This is a genomic window from Pseudomonas libanensis, assembly GCF_001439685.1.
Lineage (GTDB): Bacteria > Pseudomonadota > Gammaproteobacteria > Pseudomonadales > Pseudomonadaceae > Aquipseudomonas > Aquipseudomonas libanensis.
The window spans coordinates 382949-401384 of the sequence record NZ_JYLH01000003.1; the positions used below are offsets into that span (position 1 = coordinate 382949).

General features: G+C 59.9%; 18 protein-coding genes. 13 read left to right on the top strand and 5 right to left on the bottom strand.

Going from position 1 to position 18436, the window contains the following annotated elements; genetic code table 11:
- Positions 1–9: 9 nt before the first annotated feature.
- The 3 genes from TU73_RS07100 (at position 10) to TU73_RS07110 (ending at position 3656) form a co-directional block, all read left to right on the top strand.
- Positions 10–1068 carry a PA0069 family radical SAM protein gene (locus TU73_RS07100; RefSeq protein ID WP_057011593.1) on the top strand — a complete coding sequence of 353 codons (1059 nt, stop codon included), beginning with the start codon at positions 10–12 and terminating at the stop codon, positions 1066–1068.
- A gap of 226 nt (positions 1069–1294) precedes the next feature.
- The gene (locus TU73_RS07105; protein WP_057011594.1) at positions 1295–2023 is read left to right on the top strand and encodes a carbonic anhydrase; all 729 of its coding nucleotides are present in this window, start codon (positions 1295–1297) and stop codon (positions 2021–2023) included.
- An 85-nt stretch (positions 2024–2108) separates the two neighbouring features.
- Complete coding sequence (locus TU73_RS07110; protein ID WP_057011595.1) at positions 2109–3656, top strand: SulP family inorganic anion transporter; 1548 nt, start codon at positions 2109–2111, stop codon at positions 3654–3656.
- 70 nt (positions 3657–3726) lie between these two features.
- Here the strand turns inward: TU73_RS07110 and TU73_RS07115 are convergent, their stop codons facing one another.
- A complete protein-coding gene (locus TU73_RS07115) occupies positions 3727–4374 on the bottom strand; it encodes a hypothetical protein (protein WP_043048304.1) in 648 nt (215 codons plus the stop codon).
- Between the two features lie 369 nt (positions 4375–4743).
- Here TU73_RS07115 and coxB point away from each other — a divergent pair, with 369 nt between their 5' ends.
- The 4 genes from coxB (at position 4744) to TU73_RS07135 (ending at position 9126) form a co-directional block, all read left to right on the top strand.
- On the top strand, positions 4744–5871 hold the full coding sequence (gene coxB / locus TU73_RS07120; protein ID WP_057011596.1) for a cytochrome c oxidase subunit II: 1128 nt from the start codon (positions 4744–4746) through the stop codon (positions 5869–5871).
- Positions 5872–5929: 58 nt separating this feature from the next.
- The gene (gene ctaD / locus TU73_RS07125) at positions 5930–7513 is read left to right on the top strand and encodes a cytochrome c oxidase subunit I (RefSeq protein ID WP_043048306.1); all 1584 of its coding nucleotides are present in this window, start codon (positions 5930–5932) and stop codon (positions 7511–7513) included.
- Positions 7514–7651: 138 nt separating this feature from the next.
- Positions 7652–8203: a cytochrome c oxidase assembly protein gene (locus TU73_RS07130; RefSeq protein WP_057011597.1), complete on the top strand. Its 552-nt coding sequence runs from the start codon at positions 7652–7654 to the stop codon at positions 8201–8203.
- A 35-nt stretch (positions 8204–8238) separates the two neighbouring features.
- Positions 8239–9126: a cytochrome c oxidase subunit 3 gene (locus tag TU73_RS07135; protein WP_057011598.1), complete on the top strand. Its 888-nt coding sequence runs from the start codon at positions 8239–8241 to the stop codon at positions 9124–9126.
- Positions 9127–9132: 6 nt separating this feature from the next.
- Here TU73_RS07135 and TU73_RS07140 read toward each other — a convergent pair whose 3' ends face one another.
- A complete protein-coding gene (locus tag TU73_RS07140) occupies positions 9133–9336 on the bottom strand; it encodes a twin transmembrane helix small protein (protein WP_057011599.1) in 204 nt (67 codons plus the stop codon).
- Positions 9337–9368: 32 nt separating this feature from the next.
- On the opposite strand from TU73_RS07140, the gene TU73_RS07145 reads away from it, so the two are divergent.
- The 5 genes from TU73_RS07145 to TU73_RS07165 are packed head-to-tail and all read left to right on the top strand — an operon-like array spanning position 9369 to position 13292.
- Positions 9369–10133, top strand: a complete 765-nt coding sequence (locus TU73_RS07145) for an SURF1 family protein (RefSeq protein ID WP_057011600.1) — start codon at positions 9369–9371, stop codon at positions 10131–10133.
- Positions 10099–10683 carry a hypothetical protein gene (locus tag TU73_RS07150; protein ID WP_057011650.1) on the top strand — a complete coding sequence of 195 codons (585 nt, stop codon included), beginning with the start codon at positions 10099–10101 and terminating at the stop codon, positions 10681–10683. The genes TU73_RS07145 and TU73_RS07150 overlap by 35 nt, the downstream gene beginning before the upstream one ends.
- A gap of 10 nt (positions 10684–10693) precedes the next feature.
- On the top strand, positions 10694–11773 hold the full coding sequence (locus TU73_RS07155; RefSeq protein ID WP_057011601.1) for a COX15/CtaA family protein: 1080 nt from the start codon (positions 10694–10696) through the stop codon (positions 11771–11773).
- A complete protein-coding gene (gene cyoE, locus TU73_RS07160; protein WP_057011602.1) occupies positions 11761–12660 on the top strand; it encodes a heme o synthase in 900 nt (299 codons plus the stop codon). Before TU73_RS07155 ends, cyoE begins: the two co-directional genes overlap by 13 nt.
- Positions 12657–13292 (top strand): SCO family protein, encoded by a 636-nt coding sequence (locus TU73_RS07165; RefSeq protein WP_057011603.1) that lies wholly within the window; start codon positions 12657–12659, stop codon positions 13290–13292. The genes cyoE and TU73_RS07165 overlap by 4 nt, the downstream gene beginning before the upstream one ends.
- Before the next feature lie 141 nt (positions 13293–13433).
- Here the strand turns inward: TU73_RS07165 and TU73_RS07170 are convergent, their stop codons facing one another.
- The 3 genes from TU73_RS07170 to TU73_RS07180 are packed head-to-tail and all read right to left on the bottom strand — an operon-like array spanning position 13434 to position 15955.
- Positions 13434–14204: a MetQ/NlpA family ABC transporter substrate-binding protein gene (locus tag TU73_RS07170; protein WP_057011604.1), complete on the bottom strand. Its 771-nt coding sequence runs from the start codon at positions 14202–14204 to the stop codon at positions 13434–13436.
- Positions 14205–14255: 51 nt separating this feature from the next.
- Positions 14256–14948, bottom strand: coding sequence for a methionine ABC transporter permease (locus tag TU73_RS07175; protein ID WP_057011605.1), 693 nt, complete (start codon positions 14946–14948; stop codon positions 14256–14258).
- Positions 14948–15955 carry a methionine ABC transporter ATP-binding protein gene (locus TU73_RS07180; RefSeq protein WP_057011606.1) on the bottom strand — a complete coding sequence of 336 codons (1008 nt, stop codon included), beginning with the start codon at positions 15953–15955 and terminating at the stop codon, positions 14948–14950. Before TU73_RS07180 ends, TU73_RS07175 begins: the two co-directional genes overlap by 1 nt.
- A 265-nt stretch (positions 15956–16220) precedes the next feature.
- On the opposite strand from TU73_RS07180, the gene katE reads away from it, so the two are divergent.
- The gene (katE, locus tag TU73_RS07185; protein ID WP_057011607.1) at positions 16221–18362 is read left to right on the top strand and encodes a catalase HPII; all 2142 of its coding nucleotides are present in this window, start codon (positions 16221–16223) and stop codon (positions 18360–18362) included.
- The last annotated feature ends 74 nt before the right edge of the window (positions 18363–18436 follow it).

Genomic DNA, 18436 nt, shown 5'->3' on the forward strand with positions numbered 1-18436 from the left:
GGCGTTTTCATGTCTACTGCGTTGCCGCCCCGGGGTCGGGGCACGGCCACCAACCTGCACAACCGGTTTGCACCTACTGTCAGCGTGGCTGAGGACGACGGCTGGTATCAGGAGGTGCCCGAGACCCAAGGCACCGAAGTGCGTATTGAAACGGCCAAGACCATCATCACGCGCAATAACTCGCCGGACTTGCCCTTTGATCGTTCCATCAACCCTTATCGCGGCTGCGAGCATGGTTGCATCTACTGTTATGCGCGGCCCAGTCATGCCTATTGGGACATGTCCCCGGGGCTGGACTTCGAAACCAGGTTGATCGCCAAGACCAACGCGGCTGATGTGCTGGAACAGCAGCTGTCGAAGCCTGGCTACGTGTGCGCGCCGATCAACCTGGGCTCCAATACCGATCCGTACCAGCCTATCGAGCGTGAATACAAGATCACTCGGCAAACCCTGGAAGTGCTGCTGCGCTACCGGCACCCGGTGACTATCATCACCAAGGGGTCGTTGATATTGCGCGATCTCGACCTGCTGACCGAGCTGGCCCGCCAACGCCTGGTGGCAGTGATGATCAGCCTCACCAGCCTGGACGATGAGCTCAAGCGCATCCTGGAGCCACGCACGGCGGCGCCCAAGGCGCGGCTGAGGGCGATTCGGGTCATGCGCGAGGCGGGTATCCCGGTGGGCGTGTTGTGTTCGCCGATGATTCCGATGATCAACGACAGCGAATTGGAGAGCCTGCTTGCCGAGGCTCACGCGGCCGGGGCACAAAGCGCGGCGTATATGATGCTGCGCTTGCCGTTGGAGGTTGCGCCGCTGTTCGAGGAATGGCTGGCGGCCCATTATCCTCAGCGTGCCGCCCATGTCATGAGCCTGGTGCGCCAGGTGCGCGGTGGCCAGGTGTATGACAGCCGCTTCGGTGTGCGAATGCGTGGTGAAGGACCATTTGCGGACCTGCTGGCGCAACGCTTCAGCAAGGCGATCAAGCGCCTGGGGCTGAATCGTCGTGAAGGTTTCAATCTGGATTGCGCGGCGTTCTGTCCGCCGGGCAGGCAAATGGCATTGTTGTAGACTGATGAATAAGACAGCACCATTACTGTATGAGTGGTCGCGTTTTGATATCACTGAAAGCCCCGAGCTAGAGCGGTTCATTCAGTTTGAGTTAAGTTTCGGCGGTTACCTTGTTCAGCGAGTGACTCATAAGTCGCCGCCGTGGGTTGTGTGGGTCTCAACTATTCCACTCACCCGGCGTCGAATGGTGGTGAACACTCCCCTGCATTAATCAAGAGGATGAATCATGAGTGACAAGGATAAACAGCCGTTGGCTGCGTCGGTTTCAGCCCCTGGGGCGGAGTCCGCCGATGCAGCGTTGCAACATATCGTTGACGGCTTTTTGCATTTCCATCACGACGTCTTCCCCCAGCAGGAAGAACTCTTCAAGAAACTCGCCACGGCGCAGAGCCCGCGGGCGATGTTCATTACCTGTGCCGATTCGCGCATCGTGCCCGAGCTGATTACCCAAAGCTCCCCCGGCGACCTGTTCGTAACCCGTAACGTCGGTAACGTGGTGCCTCCCTACGGCCAGATGAACGGTGGCGTATCCACGGCCATCGAGTACGCGGTGCTCGCCCTGGGTGTACAGCACATCATCGTGTGCGGGCACTCCGACTGCGGCGCCATGCGCGCGGTACTCAACCCCGATAGCCTGGAAAAGATGCCGACGGTCAGGGCCTGGTTGCGTCACGCCGAGGTCGCCAAGGCCATGGTCCATGACAACTGCGACTGCGCCAATGAAGGCGAGAGCATGAAGGTGTTGACCGAAGAAAACGTCATCGCCCAGTTGCAGCATTTGCGCACCCACCCTTCGGTGGCTTCGCGCATGGCCAATGGTCATCTGTTTATCCATGGCTGGATCTACAACATCGAGACCAGCGAAATTCGGGCCTACGATGCGGAAAAGGCAGCGTTTCGACCGTTGAACGGCACCGAGCCGATCCCGTCCGCGACGCCTAGAGCGCGCTTCTAAAACACTTCCCCGCCGGGTAAAGCGGTGGCTGCCATGGATGCAGCCAGGCTTTGCCGTGCCCGGCGAATGCCTCGGGAGAGCCATCATGCGTGCTGCTCAATTGAAAGCTGTACTGCCGCGGGAGCTGCTCGCCTCCGTGGTTGTGTTTCTGGTCGCCCTGCCCCTGTGCATGGGGATCGCGATCGCGTCCGGCATGCCGCCGGCCAAAGGGCTGATCACCGGTATCATCGGTGGCCTGGTGGTGGGCTGGTTGGCAGGGTCGCCGCTGCAGGTCAGCGGCCCGGCAGCGGGTCTGGCGGTGCTGGTGTTCGAGCTGGTGCGCCAACACGGCATGCTGATGCTGGGGCCGATCCTGTTGCTGGCGGGTTTCCTGCAACTGGTGGCCGGGCGTCTACGCCTGGGCTGCTGGTTTCGTGTCACGGCACCGGCTGTGGTCTACGGCATGTTGGCGGGGATCGGCGTATTGATTGTGTTATCGCAGATCCATGTGATGCTCGATGGGGCGCCCAAGCCGTCTGGGCTGGATAACCTGGCAGGTTTCCCGGCGGCTGTGGCTGAAGCAATTCCGACCCTCGGCGGCGGGCTGGGTTGGCAAGCCGGCCTGCTCGGCCTGTCGACCATGTTGGTGATGTACCTGTGGGATAAATTCCGTCCGCAACGGCTACGGTTCGTGCCGGGCGCCTTGCTCGGCGTGGGCCTTGCGACCGTCACCAGCCTGGTGCTGGCTTTGCAGGTAAAGCGTGTGGAAGTCCCGGAAAATCTCGCGGATGCCATCGACTGGCTGCGCCCCAGCGACCTGCTCAATCTGGCAGACCCACAGCTGTTGATCGCGGCGTTTGCCGTCGCGTTTATTGCCAGTGCCGAAACCCTGCTGTCTGCCGCAGCGGTCGACCGTATGCACAGCGGCCAGCGCTCCGATTTCGATAAGGAGTTGTCTGCCCAGGGTGTCGGCAACATGCTTTGCGGCCTGGTTGGCGCCTTGCCGATGACCGGCGTGATTGTACGCAGCTCGGCCAACGTCCAGGCCGGTGCTACCACGCGTTTATCGGCGATGTTCCACGGCCTGTGGCTGCTGGGCTTTGTACTTTTGCTGTCGAGCGTGCTGCAAAGCATTCCGGTCGCAAGCCTGGCGGGTGTGCTGGTGTACACCGGGATCAAGCTGGTGGACGTCAAGGCGTTCAAGGCACTGGGGCGCTATGGGCGGATGCCGATGTTTACCTATGCGGCTACGGCGCTGGCGATCATCTTTACCGACTTGCTGACCGGTGTGCTGGTGGGCTTTGGGTTGACGTTGCTTAAACTGGCCTTCAAGGCTTCGCGATTGAAAGTCAGTCTGATCGACCTGCCTCAAGAGGGTGAGATGGAGCTGCGCTTGACGGGTGCGGCGACCTTTCTGAAAGTGCCGGCGTTGACTCAGGTGCTGTCGACGGTGCCTGCGGGGACCACGTTGCACGTGCCGCTGAGTAACCTGAGTTATATCGACCACTCTTGCCTGGAGTTACTGGAGGAGTGGGGCCGGGCCAATGCGGCCAAGGGCTCGACGCTGGTGATTGAGGCGCGTGGGCTCAAGCGCCGGTTGGAAGGCCGGGTACGCACAACGGTGGGGATAGGTTCGGCGCCGTCTACTACCTGACGAAACCGGATCAAAAAATGTGGGAGGGGGCAAGCCCCCTCCCACATTTGATCTTTGTAAACCGGACGATTTACGCCGGCTGATCCAGCGTCAGTTCAACCCCAAGCTGGCGCGACAGGCACGGCCAGCGTTTCCATGCCGCTTCGGTGCTCGGGCTCTTCAGTGTCTCGCGGTACGCCTCGACCGACTCCAGCGCAAAGCTGTCTTCGTTAAGCATTTCATCTACCGCGTGGTGTACGGCTTCATCCAACTGGTTGGCAAATGTTTCGCCGATCAATCGGTGAGCAATCACATTGGCCACGGTGGTATCCGCGGGAATCAACGGCTGGCCGAAATGTTTGATATACAGATCGTTGACCTCCTCCACCAGACGATGGGCCAGGTAAGCCTCGTCCAGCAGGCCGTCGAGGCCCTCGTGCCCAGCCATGATCGCGGGCGGTTGCAGGAAGAAGTGTTCGGCGATTTTCAGCACCGGCTTGATTTGGCTTTCAATTCCGGCCTCGCGGGCCACGTCATTGGCGGCGTCCAGCAAATCGGGAACCAGATCGATATAAGCGGTGACAAAGCGCGTCATGACAATGTTGCTATCACCGTCAGCCAAGGATATGGCCGAATGCAGGTGCGGCAATTGTTTTTCCAGCTGTGTGGCAAGCTGGCCAGTGCTGGCTTCGTGTTGATGGGCACGGGAAATCTGCTCGCGCAATGCGGCGGTGTTCATGAAGGCTCCAGTGAAACAGGTATAGGAAAAGGGAGAGGATAAGGTAGTTCGTTTATACGGGCGCCTAAGACGCATTTGTCATAATTATTTCATGGTTATGCAGGTGTGTTATATCGAAATGCCATCGTTCGTCGGATAAACGTTTGCGCTCCTGGGATTATTGAGCCCAGCTGTCTGTTTTAGCTCATTTGCCCCTACACATTGCGGGGTTGCCCTGGCTGTCTATACTCGGTTTTGTACGCAATTAGCTGATGACGCCCAACTGCATGACGCAGGCAAGGCTTGGCGGTTGTAAGCAGTATGGAAGCCGCTCCCTTCGCCGCAGGTGCAAACCGGCGGGATAACAAGAAACATAAAGGGGAACCCGCAATGACGCGACATCCACACGTTTGGATGGGCCTACTGTTGTGGTCGGTATTCGGCCAGGCGCACGCCGCCTGGACAACGAATATGGCGCCAGGGGCTACTGAAGTCAGTCACGCCGTGTTTGACCTGCACATGACCATCTTCTGGATCTGTGTGGTGATCGGCATCGTCGTGTTTGGCGCCATGTTCTGGTCGATGATTCTGCACCGCCGGTCCACGGGCCAGGTTGCGGCCAAGTTCCACGAGAGCACTACCGTGGAGATTCTCTGGACCGTGGTGCCCCTGCTGATCCTGGTGGCCATGGCCATTCCGGCGACCAAGACCCTGATTAACATCTACGACAGCAGTGAATCGGATATCGATATCCAGGTCACCGGCTACCAGTGGAAGTGGCACTACAAGTACCTGGGCCAGGATGTGGAGTTCTTCAGCAACCTGGCCACGCCCGCCGAGCAAATCCATAACCAGGCGACCAAAGGCGAACATTACTTGTTGGAGGTCGACCAGCCGCTGGTGTTGCCGGTGGGCGCCAAGGTGCGCTTCCTGGTGACCGCCGCCGATGTGATCCACTCCTGGTGGGTGCCGGCCTTTGCGGTCAAGCGCGACGCCATCCCAGGCTTCGTCAACGAGGCCTGGACCCGTATCGAGAAGCCGGGCATCTACCGTGGCCAATGCGCGGAGCTGTGCGGCAAGGACCACGGCTTCATGCCCATCGTGGTCGAGGTCAAATCCAAGGCCGACTACGACACCTGGCTCGGCGAGCGCAAGGAAGAGGCCGCCAAACTCAAGGAGCTGACCTCCAAAGAGTGGACGCTGGATGAGCTGGTAGCCCGTGGCGACAAGGTCTACCACACCACCTGCGTGGCTTGTCACCAGGCTGAAGGCCAAGGTTTGCCGCCGATGTTCCCCGCGCTCAAGGGCTCGAAAATCGCCACCGGCCCAGCAGCCGATCACTTGGGCATTGTCTATCACGGCAAGCCCGGTACCGCGATGGCGGCCTTCGGCAAACAACTTTCGGAAGTGGATATCGCTGCTGTCGTGACCTACGAGCGTAATGCCTGGGGCAATAACAAAGGCGACATGGTCACGCCCAAAGACGTGCTGGCTCTGAAACAGGCGGAAAGCAAATGACTACCTTCGTTGCGAATGCCCTGAATCGCCCCGCTGACTCGCTTGCAGGAGAACGGCCATGAGCACTGTGATCGACCATGGTCATGCCGACCACGCCCACGGCCCCGCCAAAGGCTTGATGCGTTGGGTGCTGACCACCAATCACAAAGACATCGGCACGATGTACCTGTGGTTCGCCTTCACCATGTTCCTGCTCGGCGGCTCGTTCGCCATGGTGATCCGTGCCGAGCTGTTCCAGCCGGGCCTGCAGATCGTCGAGCCGGCGTTCTTCAATCAAATGACCACCATGCATGGCCTGATCATGGTGTTCGGCGCAGTGATGCCAGCCTTTGTCGGGCTGGCAAACTGGATGATCCCGTTGATGATCGGCGCGCCGGACATGGCCTTGCCGCGCATGAACAACTTCAGCTTCTGGCTGCTGCCGGCGGCATTCCTTCTGCTGGTGTCCACCCTGTTCAGCCCCGGTGGCGGGCCGAATTTCGGCTGGACCTTCTATGCGCCGCTCTCCACCACCTACGCACCGGAGAGCGTGACGTTCTTCATCTTCGCCATCCACCTGATGGGCATCAGTTCGATCATGGGCGCGATCAACGTGGTTGCCACCATCCTCAACCTGCGCGCGCCGGGCATGACCCTGATGAAAATGCCGCTGTTCGTATGGACCTGGCTGATCACCGCGTTCCTGCTGATTGCGGTGATGCCGGTGCTGGCGGGCTGCGTGACCATGATGCTGATGGATATCCACTTCGGCACCAGTTTCTTCAGCGCGGCTGGCGGCGGTGATCCGGTGCTGTTCCAGCACGTTTTCTGGTTCTTCGGCCACCCTGAGGTGTACATCATGATCCTGCCGGCCTTTGGTGCCGTCAGCTCGATCATCCCGACCTTCTCGCGCAAGCCGTTGTTCGGCTACACCTCGATGGTGTACGCCACCGCCAGTATTGCTTTCCTGTCGTTCATCGTGTGGGCGCATCACATGTTCGTGGTAGGCATTCCGCTGGTGGGTGAGTTGTTCTTCATGTACGCCACGCTGTTGATTGCCGTGCCCACGGGGGTGAAGGTGTTCAACTGGGTCAGCACCATGTGGCAAGGCTCGCTGACGTTCGAGACGCCGATGCTGTTTGCGGTCGCCTTTGTGATCCTGTTTACCATCGGCGGTTTTTCTGGGCTGATGCTGGCAATTGCCCCGGCGGACTTCCAGTACCACGACACCTACTTCGTGGTGGCGCACTTCCATTACGTACTGGTGCCCGGCGCGATCTTCGGGATCTTCGCCTCGGCCTACTACTGGCTGCCGAAATGGACCGGCCACATGTACGACGAAACCCTGGGCAAGTTGCACTTCTGGCTGTCCTTCGTGGGCATGAACCTGGCGTTCTTCCCCATGCACTTCGTGGGGCTGGCTGGCATGCCGCGCCGGATACCGGACTACAACCTGCAGTTCGCCGACTTCAACATGGTCTCATCCGTGGGCGCCTTCATGTTCGGTGCTACGCAGATCTTCTTCCTGTTCATTGTGATCAAGTGCATCCGTGGCGGCACACCGGCACCCGCCAAGCCGTGGGATGGCGCCGAAGGGCTGGAATGGAGCGTGCCGTCGCCCGCGCCGTATCACACCTTCACCACGCCACCGGAGGTCAAATGAACACGTCATCGCTGATACCTTGTGGGAGGGGGCTTGCCCCCGATAGCGGTGTGCCAGCCGACATCATTATTGGTTGTGGGGCAGCAATCGGGGGCAAGCCCCCTCCCACACTTTCCTGGTTCGTCTCGGGTGATCGTCATGGCTGACTCCGTGCCCCTCAAACGCCTGGTCACCCGCCTGCTGATCCTGGTGCTGGCGATGTTCGCCTTCGGCTTCGCCCTGGTGCCGATCTACGACGTGATGTGCAGGGCGTTCGGCATCAACGGCAAGACCGCCGGGCAGTACGAGGGTGAGCAAATCGTTGACCCTTCGCGCCAGGTGCGGGTGCAGTTTCTGTCAACCAATGCCATCGACATGGTCTGGGAATTTCATTCCAAGGCCGATGAAATCGTGGTCAACCCCGGGGCGGTCAACGAGATGCTGTTCGTGGCCTACAACCCCACCGATAAGCCGATGACGGCCCAGGCGATCCCGAGCATTTCCCCGGCCGAGGCGGCGATGTATTTCCACAAGACCGAGTGTTTTTGCTTTACCCAGCAGGTGCTGCAGCCAGGCGAGCGTATTGAAATGCCGGTGCGTTTTATCGTCGACCGCGCCATGCCCAAGGATGTGAAGCATTTGACCCTGGCGTACACGCTGTTTGATATCACTGCGCGGCAAGCGCCGGTGGCCGCGAACAGCGGCGGCTAGCTACTGTTTGCCCCCTCAATCAGGAGAGCGAATACATGTCGACTCATGATACGTACTACGTACCAGCGCAAAGCAAATGGCCGATAATTGCCACAATTGGCCTGCTGGTCACCGTGTATGGCCTGGCCGTGTGGTTCAACGACTTAAAGGCGGCGCGCCCGGAATCCCATGGCCCGTGGATCTTTTTCGTCGGCGGGCTGTTGCTGGCCTACATGCTGTTCGGCTGGTTCGGCGCGGTGATCAAGGAAAGTCGCGCCGGGTTGTACAGCGCGCAGATGGATCGCTCGTTTCGCTGGGGCATGACCTGGTTCATCTTCTCCGAGGTGATGTTCTTCATCGCCTTTTTTGGTGCGCTGTTCTATGTACGCGTGTGGGCGGGCCCTTGGCTGGCGGGCGAAGGCCCCAAAGGCGTCGCCCATATGCTGTGGCCGAATTTCGAATTTGCCTGGCCGCTGCTCAACAACCCCGATCCCAAGCTCTACCCGGCGCCCAAAGGCACCATCAGCCCCTGGGGCCTGCCGTTGGTCAATACCATTCTGCTGGTGAGCTCCAGCGTGACCATCACCATCGCTCACCATGCGCTACGCAAAGGCCATCGCGGTGCGCTGAAGATCTGGCTGGCGATCACTGTGCTGCTGGGCCTGGCATTTCTCGGTTTCCAGGCTGAGGAGTACATCCACGCCTATAAAGAGCTGGGCCTGACCCTGGGCTCTGGCGTGTACGGCGCGACCTTCTTCATGCTCACGGGCTTTCACGGTGCCCACGTGACCATCGGCACCATCATTTTGTTTGTGATGCTGATGCGCATCCTGCGCGGGCATTTCAACGCCGAGCATCAGTTTGGTTTCGAGGCGGCCAGTTGGTATTGGCACTTTGTCGATGTGGTGTGGATCGGGCTGTTTTTCTTCGTCTATGTGCTGTGAGGCGGGTTACCACGGCACATGAGAGACCAGTTGGCCGCTGAAAAAGCCCCAGGCGATCAAGCTCACGGTGATCACGGCCAGTACCACGCGCACGGTCAGGGCAGTGACGAGGCGGTTGGAGTTGCCCTCGTCCTTGACCAGGAAGAACAAGCCACTGAACAGGCTCACGACAGTCGCGATCAGCATCAGGGCAATGGCTGCTTTGAGCATGGTCTGGCTCCAGGACTATAGGGGGAGGGGCGATGAGATCCAGTATAGCCAGTGCCATGCAGCGCTTTCGTCCGGGTATCGCGCCGACGCTGGTGGTACTGGTGTTGCTGCCATTGATGGTGAGCCTGGGGTTCTGGCAACTGGCTCGAGGACATGAAAAACAGCTACTGGTGGACAGCTATGCCGAGCGCCGCGCCGCCGAGCCGGTGAGCAGCGTGCAGCTCAATGACATGGCCGACCCTGCCTTTCGCCGCGTCCATCTTCGTGGTCAATTCGATGCCGAGCACAGTGTGCTGCTGGATAACCGTATGCGCGACGGCAAGGCGGGTGTCGAACTGCTGCAGCCCTTCCACGACCAGGCCAGCGGCCAATGGTTATTGCTCAACCGCGGCTGGCTGCCATGGCCTGACCGGCGTACACCGCCGGCTTTTTCCACCCCCGGACAGGCACTGAATCTCGACGCCTGGGTGTATGTCGCCCCCGGCGAGACTTTCCAGCTGCATGCCGACCCTGCGAGCGCGCAATGGCCACGTCTGCTCACAGCGCTGCACCCCGCCGCGCTGTGGGACGAGTTGGGGCGTAGCGGTTTTGCCTATGAACTGCGCGCTGAAGCGGGTCCTGGTACGTACGACACCACTTGGCCAATCGTCGCCATGGGCCCGGAAAAACACTTGGCCTATGCGGTGCAGTGGTTTGCCATGGCACTGGCGTTGCTGGTGCTTTACCTCTACTTCGGATGGCACAACAAAAAGGAGAAGCCCCATGGGAGCGGCCATGAATCCACCCAACATGTCTGAGGTGCCTGACCGCCGCAAAGGTCGCTGGCAACTGGTCCTGATCCTGCTCATGGTGGTCGGCCCGATGGTGCTGGCGACCCTGATGTACAAACTGCAATTCTGGGTTCCGGACAGTCGCAGCTACCACGGCGAACTGATTGGCAACGGCCAGACCCGTGCCGACATCGGTGTACAGGCAGATGAAGATCGCTGGCAGCTGCTGGTTACTGCCCCTGCCACGTGCGCTGCCGATTGCCAGCAATTGGTCTACCTCGCTCGGCAACTGCAGATCGGCCTCGGTCGCGACGCCTCCCGTGCCAGCCACGCCCTGGCCAGCGCGCAGCCTGTCGCTGCGCAATACGACGCCAAGCTCAAGGCCGAATACCCACAACTGCAGCGTTACCCGCTGGATCTGCCGACCTTTACCAAGAGCGCTGCCGCCCCCGCAGAGGCGCAACTGTGGATCGTCGACCCCCACGGCAACCTGGTGCTGCGCTACGACGCCAAGGTCAAGGGCAAGGACTTGCTCAACGACCTGCGCCTGCTGCTGAAACTATCGAATATCGGATAAGGGCATCGTCATGGCCAAGCCTGGATTTCGCCTCGCGCTGTTTGCCACGTTACTGGCGCTGATTGTCGTACTGCTCGGTGCCTACACGCGCCTGACCCATGCCGGCCTGGGTTGCCCGGACTGGCCGGGTTGCTACGGTTTTATCAGCGTGCCCAACAGCGAAGCCCAACTGGCCCATGCCGAACTGCATTTTCCCGACACACCGGTAGAGGCTGACAAAGGCTGGGCCGAGATGACCCATCGCTACTTCGCTGGCAGCCTGGGGCTATTGATCGCGCTGCTGGCGGCGCGCTCGTGGAGCCATCGGCGTGACCCGGGCCAGCCGGTGAAATTACCCTTGTTTGTGTTGGCGGTGGTATTCGCCCAGGCCGCCTTTGGCATGTGGACGGTGACCTTGAAGTTGTGGCCGCAAGTCGTCACCGGGCACCTGCTGGGTGGTTTTGCGACCTTGAGCCTGCTGTTTTTGCTGACCCTGCGTTTATCTGGCGTGCTGCCTGCGCTAGTCGTGCCCAAGCGCCTGCAATATTGGGCGACGGCGGGCCTGGTGCTGGTGATCGGGCAGATCGCGCTGGGCGGTTGGGTCAGTTCCAACTACGCGGCCGTGGCCTGTGTCGACCTGCCAACCTGCCACGGCCAATGGTGGCCGGCAGCGGATTTTACCAATGGCTTTCATCTGACCCAGCACATCGGCCCCAATTACCTGGGCGGCCAGCTCGACAGCGAGGCGCGCACGGCGATCCACCTGACCCATCGCATCGGCGCCGTACTGGTGACCTTGGTGCTGCTGGGCCTGGCCTGGCAACTGCGTGTCGTGGGCATGACGCGGCTGGCGGGTTTGCTGTTGATCGCCCTGGCTGCGCAAATCAGCCTGGGGGTGAGCAATGTGGCTTTCGGCCTGCCGCTGCCGGTGGCAGTGGGGCATAACGCGGGTGGAGCGGCGTTGTTACTGACCCTGGTATTGGTCAATTACCATGCGCGTACCAGCCTGGTCCGAGTTCGCCACCCGCTACCGTTCGGCTGGCGTTTCAGCCCGCGCAAACGGGTTTCGGGCCTGATCACCCTTAAAGGAGAGATGCCATGGCGACCTTGATCGGCGCACGTCGCTACCAGACGATCTGGCGTGACTACCTGGAGCTGACCAAGCCGAAAGTGGTGGTGCTGATGCTGATCACCTCGCTGGTGGGCATGTTCCTTGCCACCCGCGCCGGGGTGCCGTGGACAGTGCTGGTTTTCGGCAACCTGGGCATTGCCCTATGTGCCGGCGCAGCGGCGGCGGTGAACCACGTGGTCGATCGGCGGATTGATGCGGTGATGGCGCGAACCCATAAACGACCGATGGCTGAGGGGCGTGTGTCGCCGATTGCGGCGTTAGCCTTTGCATTGTTACTGGCTGTTGCCGGCTTGGCTCTATTGCTGGCGTTCACCAACCCGCTGGCAGCCTGGCTGACGTTGGCCTCGCTGCTCGGTTACGCAGTGATCTACACCGGTTTTCTCAAGCGCGCGACGCCGCAGAATATCGTCATCGGTGGCCTGGCCGGTGCTGCTCCGCCGCTGCTGGGTTGGGTTGCCGTTACGGGACATGTCAGCGCCGAACCCTTGCTGCTGGTACTGATTATCTTCGCCTGGACCCCGCCACACTTCTGGGCCCTGGCCATCCACCGCAAAGAGGAATACGCCATGGCTGACATTCCGATGCTGCCGGTCACCCATGGCGAGCACTACACCAAGGTGCATATCCTGCTGTATACCTTCGCTTTGCTGGCGGTGAGCCTGTTGCCCTACGTCATTCATATGAGCGGCCCGCTCTACCTGGCTTGTGCCTTGGTATTGGGAGCGCGCTTTCTGCAATGGGCCTGGGTGCTGTACCGTGGCAGCCAGCCGCACGCGGCGATCAACACGTTCAAGTACTCTATCTGGTACTTGTTCCTGTTGTTTATCGCCCTGCTCGTAGACCACTACCTACTGTTGAACCTATGACTCGAACTCAAAAAACCGTCTTCATCCTCGTGGCCCTGGTGGCGTTGATCATGGGCCTGACCGTTAACAAAGTGCTCTCGGGCAAAGGCCAGGGCGACCCCACTGCGCTGATCGACGCCGGCATTATCCTGCTGCCGCAAAGCCGCCAGTTACCGCCGGTGAGCATGACCAACCAGGACGGCCAGCCGGTGCTGGTCAATGAGTTGAAAGGCAAGTGGAGCCTGCTGTTCTTTGGCTACACCTTCTGCCCGGATATTTGCCCGACCACCCTCGCCCAACTGCGCCAGATCAAGAGCGAGCTGCCCAAAGAGGCTGTGGGTAAGTTGCAGGTGATCCTGGTCAGCGTCGATCCGAACCGCGATACCCCGACGCAGCTCAAGCAGTACCTGGGCTACTTCGATCCGCAGTTCGAAGGGCTGACCGGCGCGAATGTGGAAGATGTGCAGAAGGTCTCGAATGCGGTGAGTATTCCTTTTATTCCGGCGGATACGAGCAAGCCGAACTACACCGTGGATCACAGCGGCAACCTGGCGTTGATCGGTCCGGACGGTACCCAGCGTGGGTTTATCCGTGCGCCGCTGAACAACCAGAAGCTGGTAGCGCAGTTGCCAGCCTTGCTACAGCGCAAATAAAAACAACACAAAGCAAATGTGGGAGGGGGCTTGCCCCCGATAGCAGGGTGTCAGTCGATGAAGATGTTGACTGACCCACCGCTATCGGGGGCAAGCCCCCTCCCACATTTTGATCTTCAGTGTTTTGGAGATTGAGGCGGATTAGAACGCTGGCTTGATCGCGCCTTTGTACTTCTCTTCGATGAATTTTTTCACTTCAGGTGTGTGCAGGGCTGCAACCAGCTTCTTCACCGCGTCCGAATCCTTGTTATCTTCGCGGGTCACCAGGATGTTCACGTAAGGCGAGTCGCTGCCTTCGATTACCAGGGCGTCCTTGGATGGATCCAGCTTGGCTTCCAGGGCGTAGTTGGTGTTGATCAGCGCCAGGTCGACCTGGGTCAGCACGCGCGGCAAGGTGGCGGCTTCCAGTTCGCGGAATTTCAGGTTTTTCGGGTTCGCGGTGATGTCCTTGATGGTCGACAGGATGTCGGTCGGGTCCTTCAGGGTGATCAGGCCGTTCTTGGCCAGTAGCAACAGCGCACGACCGCCGTTGGTGGCGTCGTTCGGGATTACCACGTTGGCGCCGCTTGGCAGCTCGTCCAGTTTCTTGTACTTGCTGGAGTAGGCGCCCAGGGGTTCCAGGTGCACGCCGCCAACGCTTACCAGGTGAGTGCCCTTGGCTTTGTTGAATTCATCCAGGTACGGCTGGTGCTGGAAGAAGTTGGCGTCCAGGCGCTTTTCGGCGACTTGCACGTTGGGTTGCACGTAGTCGGTAAAGACTTTGACTTGCAAGTCCACGCCTTCTTTGGCAAGGGCAGGCTTCACGAATTCGAGAATCTGCGCGTGGGGCACCGGCGAGGCAGCGACCTTGATAGTCTCGGCATGGGCGGAAAACGCGGCAACGGCAGCGAAGGCAACCAGTAGTTTTTTCATCCAGCAAGCTCCTTGTTCGGGCATCTGCCGGCTCTGGGCCGGCAATGGCCGTTATTTTCGAGAAAAGTGCACCACCAGCCTGTCGCCGACGGTTTGCAGAATTTGCACCAGGATCAACAGCATCACCACGGTGACGATCATTACATCGGTCTGGAAGCGCTGGTAGCCGAAGCGGATCGCCAGGTCACCCAGGCCACCGGCACCGACGACACCGGCCATGGCCGTGTAGGAAACCAGTGTAATCGCCGTTACCGTAATTGCCGCGAAAATGCCGGGGCGGGCCTCGGGCAGCAGGGCGTTGGTGATGATCTGGCGGGTGCTGGCGCCCATGGATTGGGTGGCTTCGATGATGCCGCGGTCCACTTCACGCAAGGCGGTTTCCACCAGGCGCGCAAAGAACGGCGTTGCGCCGATGACCAGTGGTGGAATCGCTCCCGCCACGCCCAGGGAGGTACCTTGGTCCATGAATATGCCAGTGATCAGTACTGTCAGCGGGATCATCACGATCAACAGGATGATAAAAGGCAGCGAGCGCAGGATATTCACGATCAGCGACAGCAGTGCATACAGGCCTTTCTGTTCGAACAGCTGGCGCGGGCTGGTCAGGAACAGCAGCACGCCCAGGGGCAAACCCAGCAGCACGGTGAAGAACAGCGAGCCGAACAGCATGGTCATGGTGTCGCCGGTGGCGAGCCAGATTTCGGACCAGTCGATGTTGGCAAAGAAACTCAGGAAAACGTCCATCAGCGCAGGACCTCCATGTGAACGTCTGCGGCGGTGAAGCGCGCAAACGCGGCTTCCATGTCACCGCCAGTGACGGCGAGGGTCAGTTGCCCGTAAGGGATGTCTTTGATGCGGTCGATACGGCCGGCAAGGATGCTGTAGTCCACACCCGTTTCTCGGGCGACGGTACCCAGCAATGGCGCGTAGGTCGCGTCCCCTTGGAACGTCAGGCGCACGATACGGCCTGGTACATGGGCGAAGTCGTCGCGCTGCTCGCCTTCGTCGACCTGCTCGGCTTCTTGCACGAAGCGTTTGGTGGTCGGGTGCTGGGGATGCAGGAACACGTCGGCCACCGAGCCTTGCTCGACGATCACCCCGGCGTCCATCACGGCGACCTGGTCGCACACGCGGCGGATCACATCCATTTCATGGGTGATCAGCACGATGGTCAGGTTCAGCTCGCGGTTGATCTCGGCCAGCAGCTGCAGGACCGACGCGGTGGTTTGCGGGTCGAGGGCGCTGGTGGCTTCGTCGCACAGCAAAATCTTTGGCTTGGTCGCCAGGGCGCGGGCAATGCCGACGCGCTGCTTCTGGCCACCGGACAACTGGGCCGGGTACTTCTTGGCATGGTCCGACAGGCCGACGCGGGCGAGCAGTTCGGCGACGCGCTGGTCAATGGCCTTGCGCGACAGCTCACCGGCCAGGGTCAGCGGCAGCGCCACGTTGTCGGCGACGGTCTTGGACGCCAGCAGGTTGAAGTGCTGGAAGATCATGCCGACCTGCTGACGAAAACGGCGCAGGCCGTTGGCGTCCATGGCGGTGACTTCTTCGCCATCCACGGTGATCTGACCGCCGCTCGGTTCCTCGAGTCGGTTGATCAGGCGCAGCAGAGTGCTCTTACCTGCACCCGAGTGGCCAATCAGGCCAAACACCTGGCCGTTCTCGACGCGCAGGCTGGTGGGGTGCAGTGCGGGGATATCCTTACCGGCGACGCGGTAGGTTTTATGAACGTTTTGAAACTCGATCACGTAGCGAACCTTGTGGGGCGCATTGAAAAGGGATCAGCGGTTAGCCGGGCGCGCATTTTAGCCTGTCCGTATAGCGTTTCTTAGCATTTATTTCGTATTCATCCAGTCATTTGGCAATAACGCGATCAAAGGTCATAAAAAAGGAACGGTACAAAACCAAGTCAGTCACTACTTAAGCAACTCGATTTCCCAGGTGCCGTGCCTGGGGTTTTGCTCATACGAGCCGGGGACCGCTCTGGCCACTTTGAATAAGGAGTTTTGACTGATGAGTATCAACAAGCCAGCCACCCCGGCCAAGAGTGAAGTCGCGGGTACCGATACGCTGGACCGTGGCAACACCAACGCCAAGCTGCAGGCCCTGGAAGAATTTCGTTCCGATGCGACCGGCCAGGCCCTGCGCACCAACCAAGGCGTAAAGATTGCCGATAACCAGAACACCCTCAAAGTCGGCGCTCGTGGCCCTTCGCTGCTGGAAGACTTCATCATGCGTGAAAAGATCACGCATTTTGACCATGAACGTATCCCGGAGCGCATCGTGCATGCTCGCGGTACTGGCGCCCACGGTTATTTCCAATCCTATGGGGACCATTCGGCACTGACCAAGGCGGGTTTCTTACGTACCCCGGAGCATAAGACCCCGGTGTTCGCGCGATTTTCCACGGTGCAAGGCCCGCGCGGCTCGGGCGATACCGTACGTGATGTACGTGGCTTTGCCGTGAAGTTCTTCACCGAGGAAGGCAACTTTGACCTGGTCGGCAACAATATGCCGGTGTTCTTCATTCAGGACGCGATCAAGTTTCCTGACTTCGTGCATGCGGTAAAACCTGAACCCCACAACGAGATTCCTACCGGTGGCTCGGCCCACGATACGTTCTGGGATTTCGTTTCGCTGCAGCCGGAGTCGGCGCACATGGTGATCTGGGCCATGTCTGACCGGGCCATTCCGAAGAGCCTGCGGACCATGCAGGGATTTGGCGTGCACACCTTCCGCCTGATCAATACCGAGGGCAAATCCAGCTTCGTCAAATTCCACTGGCGGCCGAAGGTAGGCACCTGCTCCCTGGTGTGGGACGAAGCGCAGAAACTTGCCGGTAAAGATACCGACTACCACCGTCGTGACTTGTGGGAATCGATTGAAAGCGGCGACTACCCTGAGTGGGAACTGGGCGTGCAGATCGTGGCGGAAGAAGACGAACACAAGTTCGATTTCGACCTGCTCGACCCGACCAAGATTATTCCCGAGGAGCTGGTGCCGATCACGCCTCTGGGCAAGATGGTACTCAACCGCAACCCGGATAACTTCTTCGCTGAGGTAGAGCAGGTCGCGTTCTGCCCAGGTCATATCGTGCCGGGTATCGACTTTACCAACGACCCGCTGCTGCAAGGCCGTCTGTTTTCCTATACGGATACCCAGATCAGCCGTCTGGGCGGGCCGAACTTCCACGAGATCCCGATCAACCGACCTGTGGTGCCTTTCCATAATAGCCAGCGCGACGCCCAGCATCGTACGGTCATCGACAAAGGCCGTGCTTCGTACGAGCCGAACTCGATCGACGGCGGTTGGCCGAAAGAAACCCCGCCTGCGCCACAGGATGGTGGCTTCGAAACCTATTACGAGCGTGTCGACGCTAACAAAGTGCGCGAGCGCAGTGAGTCGTTTGGTGATCACTTCTCCCAGGCCACGCTGTTTTACAACAGCATGAGCCATCACGAGAAGGAGCACATCATCGCGGCCTATAGCTTCGAGTTGGGCAAGGTGGAGCGTGAGTTTATCCGTGCGCGCCAGGTGAATGAGATTCTGGCCAATATCGATCTGGAACTGGCCAAGCGCGTTGCGCAAAACCTGGGCGTGCCGGCGCCGACCAAAGGCACAGTCCCTGCGCGTGAGACATCGCTGAAAGAATCACCAGCGTTGAGCCAGGTGAACTTGCTGTCGGGCGATATCAAGACGCGCAAAGTGGCGATTCTGGCGGCTAACGGCGTTGATGGTGTGGCGATTGACGCGCTTAAGGCCGCGCTGGAGGCTGAAGGCGCCCATGCTAAATTGCTGGGGCCGACGTCGGCGCCTGTGACTACCGCAGATGGCAAGACGCTACCGGTAGACGCCTCGATGGAAGGCATGCCGTCCATTGCCTTCGACGCAGTGTTTATCCCGGGCGGTAAAGAGTCGGTGAAGGCGCTGAGCGGTGATGGTGTGGCGTTGCATTACGTACTGGAAGCCTACAAACACCTGAAGGCGATTGCGGTAGCCAGTGATGTGAAACCCTTGCTGGATCAGCTGAAACTGGAGGCGGATGCAGGGTTGATCGTGGGCGCGGATGCCAAGGCGTTCAAGGCCTTCTTTGCGGCGATTGCCCAGCATCGGGTGTGGGAGCGTGAGCCGAAATCCAAGGCGATTCCGGCTTAAATTATCGGTTGTTTGTTAGGTCGTCATCGCAGGCAAGCCAGCTCCCACACCGTTCAAATGTGGGCGCTGGCTTG